At 56.2% G+C, this 11435-nt stretch carries 11 protein-coding genes; 3 read left to right on the top strand and 8 right to left on the bottom strand.

The genetic code is table 11. From position 1 onward, the window contains the following. Window positions 1-162: 162 nt before the first annotated feature. Together NW838_RS01195 and NW838_RS01200 are read right to left on the bottom strand one after the other, a co-directional pair. On the bottom strand, window positions 163-453 hold the full coding sequence (locus NW838_RS01195) for a hypothetical protein (protein WP_148202743.1): 291 nt from the start codon (window positions 451-453) through the stop codon (window positions 163-165). Next, entirely contained in the window at window positions 407-898 is a 492-nt protein-coding gene (locus tag NW838_RS01200) for a hypothetical protein (RefSeq protein WP_414413337.1), read from the bottom strand. The genes NW838_RS01195 and NW838_RS01200 overlap by 47 nt, the downstream gene beginning before the upstream one ends. A 314-nt stretch (window positions 899-1212) precedes the next feature. Between NW838_RS01200 and NW838_RS01205 the strand changes: the two genes are divergently transcribed. The 3 genes from NW838_RS01205 to NW838_RS01215 all read left to right on the top strand — a co-directional run bounded on the left by NW838_RS01205 (window position 1213) and on the right by NW838_RS01215 (window position 4250). Further along, complete coding sequence (locus NW838_RS01205; protein WP_414352130.1) at window positions 1213-2349, top strand: citrate synthase; 1137 nt, start codon at window positions 1213-1215, stop codon at window positions 2347-2349. A 79-nt stretch (window positions 2350-2428) separates the two neighbouring features. Next, window positions 2429-3484, top strand: coding sequence for a permease (locus tag NW838_RS01210; RefSeq protein WP_414427342.1), 1056 nt, complete (start codon window positions 2429-2431; stop codon window positions 3482-3484). A 331-nt stretch (window positions 3485-3815) separates the two neighbouring features. Beyond that, window positions 3816-4250 (top strand): DUF29 domain-containing protein, encoded by a 435-nt coding sequence (locus NW838_RS01215; protein WP_011433505.1) that lies wholly within the window; start codon window positions 3816-3818, stop codon window positions 4248-4250. 158 nt (window positions 4251-4408) lie between these two features. On the opposite strand, the gene NW838_RS01220 is transcribed toward NW838_RS01215, so the two are convergent. From NW838_RS01220 to NW838_RS01245, 6 genes are all read right to left on the bottom strand, one after another. Continuing rightward, window positions 4409-5776 carry an FAD-binding oxidoreductase gene (locus NW838_RS01220; protein WP_414427338.1) on the bottom strand — a complete coding sequence of 456 codons (1368 nt, stop codon included), beginning with the start codon at window positions 5774-5776 and terminating at the stop codon, window positions 4409-4411. A 112-nt stretch (window positions 5777-5888) separates the two neighbouring features. Further along, window positions 5889-6686 carry a phosphate ABC transporter ATP-binding protein PstB gene (pstB, locus tag NW838_RS01225; protein WP_414427339.1) on the bottom strand — a complete coding sequence of 266 codons (798 nt, stop codon included), beginning with the start codon at window positions 6684-6686 and terminating at the stop codon, window positions 5889-5891. Window positions 6687-6756: 70 nt separating this feature from the next. Next, complete coding sequence (gene pstA / locus NW838_RS01230; protein ID WP_414427340.1) at window positions 6757-7650, bottom strand: phosphate ABC transporter permease PstA; 894 nt, start codon at window positions 7648-7650, stop codon at window positions 6757-6759. 38 nt (window positions 7651-7688) lie between these two features. Then, window positions 7689-8672, bottom strand: coding sequence for a phosphate ABC transporter permease subunit PstC (gene pstC, locus NW838_RS01235; protein ID WP_414427341.1), 984 nt, complete (start codon window positions 8670-8672; stop codon window positions 7689-7691). A 148-nt stretch (window positions 8673-8820) separates the two neighbouring features. Next, window positions 8821-9882, bottom strand: coding sequence for a phosphate ABC transporter substrate-binding protein PstS (gene pstS / locus NW838_RS01240; protein WP_414355899.1), 1062 nt, complete (start codon window positions 9880-9882; stop codon window positions 8821-8823). Between the two features lie 508 nt (window positions 9883-10390). After that, the gene (locus NW838_RS01245) at window positions 10391-11311 is read right to left on the bottom strand and encodes an aspartate carbamoyltransferase catalytic subunit (RefSeq protein WP_414427343.1); all 921 of its coding nucleotides are present in this window, start codon (window positions 11309-11311) and stop codon (window positions 10391-10393) included. Window positions 11312-11435: the final 124 nt, after the last annotated feature.

Here is an 11435-nt window from a genome sequence, read left to right on the forward strand (position 1 = left end):
TGGTCAGGACTTGGCTCATAAGTTCATTGTACTTCATCAAAGCGCATTCCTCCCGACACCGACCCTACGGGTACAGTGCGGGGCTCCTGCGATTTCTAGCTGACGCTCCAAAAAAGTGGCAGGGGCCTGCAGATACACTTGGCCAAAAGGACTCCGTCCCGCTTACGCGATCGGCAAAACCGCTCGGCAATCGCGATCGATGGCCAGGCCAACGGCTGCACCAAACTCCAGCAGCTCGACAATATGAGCTTTCTCCAGCAACAGCCCATGGGATCCCATTCCCTTAACCAGCCAAACCTGACCGCTGCGTACCTGCTCCAGAAGGGTAGAGGGATCCCGAAGCCTAGCCCAGAGTGGCGGTTCAACCTGCTTTCCAGGGCACGTCTGACCCGTACAGCCCAGTGAGTCAGAGCCGTTGATGGGTGTGGGGGTGCTGTTTGATGTTGTCGGCATCCTTCACCTCCACAACCGCGTTGAGGATCCGTCGGGGCTCAACGCTGTGATTGAGCTTAAACACCCCCCGCTCTGGAGTGCAGGTTTGGTGCAGGGGGATATGGCGAAACTGGGGCTTGCTGCGATAGGTGCGGGCCGCTGCCTGCACCCGTTCCACGAAGTCTTCTCCCAACAACACCCCTGGCGGGAAAACCTCGGCAGGCAAAGTTGGGATCCCGTTGTTCACGATCTCGGCGTAGGTTGTGGCGTAGAGGAGAACATAGGAAGTGCTGCGGCGTTCTTGGGCTAGGCAGTCCAAATCGGCAGCAGGCACCGGCTCGGCCACCAAAACCTCTACCAGGCGACCTTCCTGATCCTGCTGGAAGCAAGTGGCCACTCCCAGCACCACGTACTCCAGTCCTTGCACTGGGCTGGAGCCAAGGTGAGTTTGAGCAGTATCCGACATCGATGCCGATCTCCAAGCGGGGGAGCGAACTTTCACGGCTCCGGCAGGCGCCAAGATCCCTCAAGCCGGGCGCAGTTCTCACCATAGCAACAATTTTTGCGTCGGGCAGCGGGAGCTGTTGCAAGATAGAAGGCGGATCCCAGCCTGGCTCTCTGTGAAGGATGACAGGGGCAGCATTTGGCTACAGGGATCCAAAATTTGCTTTACTGTAGCGAAGCGGGGTCAGTACTGCCCGAGGGGAGCAAGGGGTTGGGTTCCAGGCACCTTTGGCAACCCTTGATTCATCATTTAGGAAGCACTTTAGGAATCCGACTATGGCGGATGGCGAATACAGACCTGGGTTGGAAGGCGTTCCGGCCACACGCTCCAACATTAGTTTTGTCGATGGCCAGGCGGGGATCCTGGAATATCGGGGCATCCCCATCGAGGAATTAACCGCCCACAGTACCTTTCTGGAGACGGCCTACCTGCTGATCTTTGGCAAGCTGCCGACCCAGTCGGAGCTGGACAATTTTGACCAGGCGATCCGCAGTCATCGACGGGTGAAATACCGCATCCGCGACATGATCAAGTCGTTTCCGGAGTCGGGCCACCCGATGGATGCTCTGCAAACCTGTGTGGCGGGCTTGGGGCTGTTTTACCCGCTGCGGGAGATGGATCCCGACTATGTGTTCGGCACCGTCACCCGGTTGCTCTCAAAGCTGCCGACCATGGTGGCGATGTTCCACCAGATGCGACAGGGCAACGATCCCATTCCCCCGGACGACAACCTGGATCATGCTGCCAATTTCCTATACATGCTCTCGGGCAAGAAGCCGGATCCCTGGTTGGCCCGCATTTTCGATACCTGTCTCATCTTGCACGCCGAGCACACGGTCAATGCCTCTACGTTTGCCCTTCTGGTGAGCGCTTCCACGCTGGCTAACCCCTACAGCAGCCTGGCCACGGCGGTGGGTACCCTTTCGGGGCTGTTGCACGGGGGGGCCAACCAACAGGTGATGATGCTGCTGCGGCAAATCGGCTCGGTGGAAAATGTACGCTCGTTTATCGAGGAGAAGCTGGCCAAAAAACAGCGCATCATGGGCATGGGTCACCGGGTTTATAAGGTGAAGGATCCGCGGGCCACCATCCTGCAGCGGCTGGCCGAAGAGCTATTTGAGCGCTACGGCCACGACAAGTACTACGACATTGCCCTGGAGGTGGAGCGGGTGTGTGAGGAGTTGCTAGGGCCGAAGGGGATCTACCCGAATGTGGACTTCTACTCAGGGTTGGTCTACGCCAAGCTGGGGATCCCAGAAGATTTGTTTACACCGGTGTTTGCCATTGCCCGAGCGGCGGGTTGGCTGGCCCATTGGCGGGAGCAGTTGTCCGATAATCGGCTTTTCCGACCCACCCAGGTGTACACAGGTGAACGCCAGCAACGCTACATCCCTATAGAAGAGCGGGGTTGAGAGCCGTTTGACAGGGCGCTGGGCCGAGATCCAAACTCAGTAAGGCCCAAGTCGTGCGTGAGGTGGTGTGTTGAGCCTCTTGGACTCTCCCCTTTGGCGAGACGGATTCACCCTGTTTCTGAGCCTTGTGGTGCAGGCCATGCCATTTCTGCTGCTGGGGGTGTTTCTATCGGGGCTGCTGGCGGTGTTTGTCGAGGGATCCCAGTTGGCCCGTTTCCTGCCCAAAGGCAAAATCGGCAGCGCGGTGGCCGGTGGCGCTTTAGGATTCTTTTTCCCGGTGTGCGAGTGCGGCAACCTGCCGGTGGCCCGTCAACTGGTGATCAAAGGGATCCCACCCCACGTGGCGGTGGCTTTTTTATTGGCGGCGCCGGTGTTTAACCCGGTGGTGATCTTTTCCACTTGGATTGCCTTTCGCTCCATGCCGGAGCTGGTGATCTACCGAGTTCTCTTTTCCTTCGGCATTGCGGTTGTCGTCGGCTTGATCTTCAGCCTGCAAAAGGATTTCCAGCCTCTGTTGCAGCCGTCAGTCTGGCGGGAGCTGCAGCGCAATTGCTCCCAAGAGACGGATCCGAAAAGCACTTCCTGCTCGCCGTTGTTGCGGGGAGGCACCTTCTGGATTGGATCCCAGAGCCCTGCTCAAGGGGCCTCTGGCGGATCCCTGGCCACTTTACAAACGGCTGAAGATGTGTATCGCTCTGCTCTGGCCGCTGCGCCTTCTCCCTCCAGGGGACAAAAAGGAGTTCTCCTGCTGCAGACCTGGGCCAGGGAGATCCGCGAATTGGGATCCGTGCTCATCTTGGGCTCGGCGATGGCGGCCCTGATTCAAACGGTGATCCCGCGTTCGTTTGTGCTGGATTATGGCCAAGATGCATTGCTCTCAATCCTGATCATGATGGCCCTGGCCGGGATCATCTCCATCTGCTCGACGGTGGATGCCTTTTTCGCCCTCTCCTTTGCCGCCACCTTCACGCCGGGATCCCTGTTGGCTTTTATGGTGTTTGGGCCGATAGTAGACTTGAAAGCCATAGGCTTGATGCTCACTCTGTTCAAGCCCCGCGCCATTTTCTACTTCGTGATCTTGGTCTTTCAGCTTACTCTGGTGGGAGCTTTAGCTATCAACTACTATGGCAGTTAAAGCGTTTGTTTGAACCTTTCTCCACAGGGACACCCTCTCCATCCACTCTCCGTCAAATATTCGTCAAATATAGTTGCTTCAGTTTAGGGTAAGACGCCTGGGCTATTGAGAACAGCCTTCTGGCTCGGTGCACTTTAAGTGTGGGTGCAGTGTCCTGCTTTAAATCGAAATGACTATAGAAAGAGTTGCCTGGATAAGGTTTGTCACCAGAGGACTCTGCTCCCAGACGGTTGAGAACTCAGGTGTTACAGGTTTTATTGTAGTAAACTCAAGAAGGACGTAGTCTGGATTTCATAATTATCGCGACCCTATTTTTCAGCAGGACAAAGCTATGAGCAATCTATACTCGACAGACTTTAACTTGTGGATTGACCGAACAACCCGGCTATTGCGGGAAAGGCGCTGGCATGAAATTGACCTAACACACTTAATTGAAGAGGTTGAGAATTTGGGTAAGAGCGAACGACGAGGGATTACCAGTCAATTAACTCGCCTTCTGCTGCATCTGCTCAAGTGGCAATATCAACCTCAGCGACGTTCAGATAGCTGGCTAGATTCCATTACAGATGCGCGAACCCAAATCGGATTGGCCATAGAAGATAGCCCTAGCCTAAAAGGTTATCTGGTAGAGCAACTTGAAGAGAGTTATCAACGGGCGCGCCGCCAAGCAGCCAGGCAAACGGGGATAGAAATCTCGACATTTCCAGATGTCTGTCCCTACTCTCCAGAGTTGGTGCTTGCAGAGGACTGGCTGCCGGAAGTTTGACAGTCCACACCATAAAGCATTTAACGGTGGACAGCATTCCCACAGTACTGACTGTAGAGCTTTGGACTGGTGTTGTCCTGCCCAGACAATCCATCAGGGATTAAACATGGGCAATACAGATAGACCAAGGCCAATTGCTGTGCTACTGTTGCTATTCCTCAAGCAGAGGCGCGCTCCTGCCAGGTGCGCATCTTGCCCGGATTGAGCAGGCCATAGGGATCCACTTCTTCTTTAAAACGAATCTGGCGCGGATCCATCACTTTGCGCCCGCCGTCTTCGATGATGAAAGTGTGGGGGTTGGCAATAAATACTCCCTGCTCTTCGTGGTAGCGCATGATCTCGTTTAGACGCTCTTCGGTGGTAAAGCGGACAATTTGCAGGCCGACAGGGGTAGCTTGCCCGTTGATGCGAATCCACTCCAGGTGCATCAGCACTTCGTCGCCAAAATACTCGTACATGTGCTGCACCAGCTTCAGCTCCCGATCGGCGGGAAAAGCCGATTGTAAATAAGTCAGGCTGGGATCCACGCTGCGGCAGTGCAAAGTGGTGTGGTTCCAAGAAAATTCCCCCAGCGAGATCCCCTTGCTGGCCTCCTGGGCCGTTTTGTTGTAAACCACTTGGCCCCCATGTTCCCGGACAAGCTCCAACAGCGGCTCCAGGCTGCATTCGGCCACCATCAACAGGGCCACAGCGGATCCTTCTGGCAAATGACCCCGCAGCGGTGCAAAGTAGCTGGGGATCGGCCAAGCGTGCAGGCTGACCAATTTCTTGAGGATCCCATCGGCATCTCCCAGGGCTTGGCCAAAATGGGCACAGGGCATAAAGCCCACTTCAGGGGGAAAGGCCACCACCAGCTCCGCCCAAGGATAAGCAGGCGCCAGCGGGATCTCCACCTCGGTGATGATCCCATTGAGGCCCCAGGCATGGCTTACTTTGAATACCTCATCTCCCCGCAGCTCCAGCACCCGGGGCTCTTCCTCCAGGGTGACCACCCGCAGCCCCAAGATGTTGCCCCGATCCCGCAGTTGGCCGTAAGTCACAGAGCCAATGCCACCACTGCCGCCAGCAATGAACCCCCCGATGGTGGCCGTGCGATAGGTGGAAGGAGCCATGCGGATCTCCCAGCCCATCTCCCGGGTGTGTTTGTCGATGGCCATCAACTTGGCCCCCGCCTGCACCCGCGCCAAGCCCGGCTTTGCCCAAAGCACCTGGTTGAGCTTGCCCATGTCCAGGATCACACCCCCGGCCAGCGGGATACATTGGCCGTAATTACCGGTACCGGCACCGCGCACCGTAACCGGGATCCGCAGCTTGGCACAGGCCGCTGCCACCCGCATCACCTCGGCCTCATCGGCGGGGCGCACCACCAAATCTCCCCGCTTGTCGCTCAGTTGTCGGCTCAGCACGGGGCTGTAGTGGTAAAAATCCAACGACAACTTGGCCACCTGAGCCGGATCAGTGATGATCTCAATACCCTCTAAGTCAGAACGCAAAGCCTGCAGCTTGTCAGGAGCGGCAACGATCATAGGTATCCGTATTTGGGTGCAACGGTTCTTCAGACTCCATCATCGGCAGAAATTGCCTGCAAAAGGGTTTGCCGAGAACAGTATGGGAAGGATCCCTGTCCGGCCAGGTCGATTAGCCGAAGCGGCCCTCCACATAATCTCTTGTGGCTTGCTTGGTGGGGCTGTTGAAGATGACTTCAGTTCTGTCAAATTCAATCAGCTCGCCCACACGGTTGGATCCCACCAGCTCCACACTGAAGAAAGCCGTCATATCCGAGACGCGGCTGGCCTGCTGCATGTTGTGGGTGACGATGATGATGGTATATTCCTCCTCCAGCTCCTTCATCAGCTCTTCGATACGGCGGGTGGAAATGGGATCCAGTGCCGAACAGGGCTCATCCATCAAAATCACATCCGGCTGTACCGCCAGAGCGCGGGCAATACACAAGCGCTGCTGCTGCCCTCCCGACAGCGACTGACCATTTTCTTTCAACTTGTCTTTGACTTCATCCCAGAGGGCAGCCCGCCTCAGCGAGGTTTCCACCACCTCGTCCAAGTCTACCTTCATCCCCAGCACCCGCGGGCCGTAGGCCACGTTGTCGTAAATGCTTTTGGGGAAGGGATTGGGTTTTTGGAAGACCATGCCGATACGCCGCCGCACCGCCACCGGATCGACTTCTTTGGCGTAGAGATCCTTGCCGTGGTAGGTGAGCTTGCCCTCTACACGAGCACCGGGGATCAAATCGTTGGTGCGGTTAAAACAGCGCAGAATCGTGCTTTTGCCACAGCCGGAAGGGCCGATAAACGCAGTAATTTGCCGGGCCGGAATGTTCAGGGTGACATTTTTCACCGCCAAGTTGGATCCGTAGTAAACATTCAGGTTCTCGGTCCTGAAAACGTAAGAGGTCTGGTTAAGAGATTGAGTTTGCATGGCAGCACTCACAAAAAGAGCTAGAGTTCGACGAAGAGTTCGATTCAAGACTTTGTTGAGAATCCTCAGGCTATTTCCTGGTCTTGTACACCAAAAAGCGAGCGGTCAAGCTGGCCGCCAAAACAATGGCTAACAAAACCAAAGCGCCCGCCCAAGCCAGCTCCTGCTGCACCCTGTAGGGAATGATGGAGAAAAAGTAGACCATCACCGGCAAGGTAGCCACCGGGCCAAAGAGATTACTGGACCAGAAATTGTTGTTGAAGGCGGTAAAGAGCAGAGGTGCAGCCTCGCCTGCCGCTCGGGCCAAAGCCAGGATTAGCCCGGTTACGATGGCCGGTGCCGCTGCCGGCAAAACAACGCGCATTGTGGTCTGAAAGCGATTTGAGCCCAGGCCAAGGGAAGCCAAGCGCATGTCGGGCGAAACCAGCAGCAACGCCTCCTCGGTGGAGCGGATGACAATCGGCAGCATCAGCACGCCAAAAGCCACCCCTCCCGAGAAAGCCGAAAAGCCGGATCCCCTCACCACCACAGCATAGGCAAACAGGCCGCAGAGAATGGCCGGTACCCCCGTGAGCACATTGCAGGAAAACTTAACCAGATAAGCCAAGCGGGTGCCGCGACCGAATTCAGACAAGTACACTGCCGCCAAGATGCCGAAGGGAAAGCTCAAAGCCGCCCCCGTAGCCAGCACCATTAAACTGCCGACAATTGCGTGACCAAAGCCCCCTTCCGCCAGGCCAGGGGCGGGGTAGCGGGTCTGGGTGAGGACATCCCAATTTATCCGCTGGATGCCTTCCTTGCCCACATCCCACAGCACCCAAGATAGGGAAGCTATGATCACCGCCACAAAGAGGCCACTCAGCAGGGTTAGGACAATGCCTGTGTAATTGCGGACAGGGGCAATGGCGGCACGAGTAATGTCGATGTCAACCTTCTCAGGGGCAAGCTGTGCTGAGTCGGACATGATAACAGTGCTCCTTCATCTTCTTTCTGCTTCCGAAGTTACTGCTCCAAGTTTTGAAACTTGCGAATAATGATCTCGGCAACGATGTTGACCAATAACGTCAGCACCATCAGCACCACGCCGGCATACATGAGAGCCGAAACCTGCAAGCGTCCTGCCTCCCCAAACTGAGAAGCAATCAAGGCGGTAATGGTGGATCCCGGCTGCATTAGGGAGATATTGATGCGGTTGGCGTTGCCGGAAAGCATGGCCGCTACCATGGTCTCTCCCAGGGCCCGCCCCAGCGCCAGCATGATCGAGCTGACAATGCCCGACAGGCCGGCAGGGATCATCACCGTTAAGATGGTCTCCCAGCGGGTTGCCCCCAAAGCCAAAGCCCCCTCTTTTAGGCTGCGTGGCAGAGATTCAAGGGTACTGCGGGTAATGGAGATGATGATGGGAGAGATCATGATCCCCAGCACCATAGCCACTATCAACAAGCTGGGCCCCCGCGGAGCCGGGCCACTCAAGAAAGGGATCCAACCCAGCGTCTGGTTAATGGCTCGAAAGATGGGCCGCACTGCTGGAATCAGCACAAAGATCCCCCACAGCCCCAGCACCACACTGGGAATGGCCACGATCAGCTCAATGGCAAAACCAATCGGCTCCGTTACCCACTTGGGAGCAAAGCCTTCCGTCAGGAAGATGGCTGTGCCAATGCCCAGAGGAATGGCAAAAATCAAAGCCACCAGAGAGGTCACCAGACTGCCATAAATCTGCGGCAGCACCCCGTAGATGTTTTCCACCGGGTTCCAGCGGGCAGTAACCAGGAAGCCCAAGCCAAACTGCTGGATCGCCGGCAGAGCCGCTTCGGTGGTTTGAAGAATCAACCAGATGAGAATAATGCCGGCAAACCCTGCCAAGGCCAGCGTCAGGCGGACAAAACCCACATCAACAGCCCGGGACGGGCTTGCCTTTTTCTCAATGTCAACATCTATATCCGGGTTTGGTGGTGAACCATAACCCGTAGCCGCTGAAGTCATAGCCTCTCTCCCATGATCATCTTCGGTTCAAAATCTTTCCTAAAAATCCCACCGTGCAAGGTAAGCCCAGCAGCCGACCGAGAAAGCCTCATCTGCCTCCTCAGCCGGCCACCAGCTCCACTCTAGTGGAGTTCAGGCTGCACCCCGGTCATCGCACCGCATTGGGGTTAACGGTAATGGCATCCAGCTCGGCAAAGATCCGTTGGATAGCCGCCTCAGGCATGGGGATGTAGTCCAGCTCGCGGGTAATGGCCTGACCTTCCGGCCCCTGGGTCCATTTCAGAGTCTCCACCAGCTTGGTCAGCTTCTGCTGATCGGGATACTCGCGGTACAGCATCACCCAGAACAAGCCCACGATTGGGTAGTCATTTGGCCCTTCAGGGTCGGGCACCAACAGCGCAAAGTCATCAGGAATGGGAGCATCCAGCGCCGAGGTAGCTGCCTCGGTGGAGAACTCAACAATGTTGCCCGCTTTGTTTTCCAAGCGAGCAGTGGCCATCTTTTCCAGCTTGGCATAGGACTGGTTCACGTAGCCAATTGCCCCTGGCTCCTGCTTGATGGTGGCGGCTACGCCCTCATTCCCTTGGGCTCCAATGCCAACAGGCCACTCGACAGAAGTACCAGCACCGGCTGTCCAATTAGGGCAGACAGTTCTGATGTGGTTGGTGAACACAAAGGTAGTCCCAGAACCATCAGAGCGGTGTACCCAGGTGATGTCCAGGGGTGGCAGCTTGTTTGCTATACCTGGGTTCTCGGCCTTGATGCGAATGTCGTCCCAGCGAGTGATCTCGCCGGTCACGATGCCGCAGTAGGTTTTCCGCTTCAGGATGAGCTCTCCGTCTTCAATGCCGGGCAGGTTATAGGCAAACTCGATGGCCCCTCCCGCCAGAGGCAACTGTAGGGGATCATAGCCGTATTTAGCTCGGAAGCTTTCCAGGCGAGCACCGGAGAAAGGCGCCTCGGAAGCGCCGAAGTCCACAGTGCCATTGATCACCTGCTCTAGGCCAGCACCACTACCGACAGACTGATAGCTGACTTGCACAGTGGGGTCTACGGTGCGGTTGTAGGCGTCAAACCAACGTTGCAGCAAAGGAGCCGCAAAGGTCGCGCCCGCCCCGGAGATTTGCACGGTTTGGGCTTGAGCCGAGGTCGCTGTTAGAAATCCTACTGTTAGAGCGGTGAGGGAGAAAGCAGAAAGCAGGGTTCGCATAGGTAATATCTGTGGCAAATCAACATCTTCAACCCTATAACCTCAAAGTTAACGGAGGGATATCTAAAGGTTAACTTTGGGTTAAGTCAAGAGAAAAATCGATATTTTTGAGTGTGCTGGCTCGTTTCCAAACCTCGATTTTCCATCTGGTGGTTTTGGCCAGTTTGGATTTCAGCAAAATCAGGATCCTGGAGCCCAGGATCCGCGAAAAGGCTTATACTGCTGAACTTCTATCTCATTTGACAACCAATCAAACGGACACAACTTGAATAAGAGCTAAGCTTAGACGGCTGCAAAAAAACTCGATCCAGATCCAAGATGTGTAAAATTTGAGACAAAGATGTTGCTCACCTCTCGGCAAGCTTGGACATGATTTCAGCAGGGCGGGAAAAGCCCCGCCCAGAGATTCTTTCGGCTTTTGGCAGAGAGAATTGGTTAGAAGATAGACTCCAACCTTCTAGACGTGGGGCAGCTCTACATGTTCCCCGAGCAGAGAAAGATCTGGGCTCTAAGCTGGGATCCGCCCGCCCCCCATGAGGTACAGCAGGGCCATACGCACCGCCACGCCGTGGGTGACCTGCTGCTCAATCAGGTTCAAGCCGGGATCCTCCATCACCTCGGAGCTGAGTTCCACACCGCGATTGACCGGGCCGGGGTGCAGAAGCTTGACATCCGGGTGGCACAGGCGCAGTCGTTGCCGCGTGAGGCCGAAGAAGTGATGGTACTCCTGCAAGCTGGGGAGAAGGAACTCGCCCATGCGCTCCTGCTGCAGGCGTAGGGTGATAACAAAACGCGACCCTTCGAGGGCAGGCTCTAGCTGCCAATGGACAGGGAGCGTATGGCCGGGTACAAACTGGGCAAAATCCTTGGGCAACAGGGTGGGAGGGCCGGCTAAGTGAACCTCAGCTCCGGCGGCCACCAGGGCGTAGATATCGGAGCGGGCCACTCGCGAGTGGAGAATATCGCCGACAATGGCGATTTTGATCCCTTGCAGCAACTCCAGACGGGGACGCCGGGGATCCAGATGGCTGCAGAGGGTAAACAAATCCAGCAGGCCTTGAGTGGGATGTTCGTGCAGTCCATCCCCAGCATTGAGAACGCCCACAGGGGATCCGCGGCGGTCGATCTCGGCAGCTAATTGTTGGGGCACTCCTGCCTGGGCATGGCGAACGATTAAGAGATCGGATCCCATGGCCAGAAAGGTGCGGGCCGTATCCAAGAGCGTCTCCCCTTTGCTCAAGGAAGAAGTGCCAGGGGAAAAGTTGAGCACATCGGCCGAAAGGCGCTTGGCCGCCAGCTCAAAACTGGTACGGGTGCGGGTGGAAGGCTCGAAGAACAGCGTCACCACCACCTTCCCCTGCAAGGTGGGCACCTTGGGCAACCGCCGCGTCAACACCTCCTGGAAGCTGGCAGCGGTTTGCAAAACGATTTGATATTCTTCGGGGGTAAAGTCCTGTCTCTTTTACAAATCTCCGAGACCACGAGACGCTACGCTATAACATTAGCCTGCAACTGGCTCTAAAAAATAAAGGGAGGGCGGGGGGTGGGTGGGG

Origin of the sequence: Synechococcus sp. R55.2 (assembly GCF_047462075.1) — a bacterium.
Lineage (GTDB): Bacteria > Cyanobacteriota > Cyanobacteriia > Thermostichales > Thermostichaceae > Thermostichus.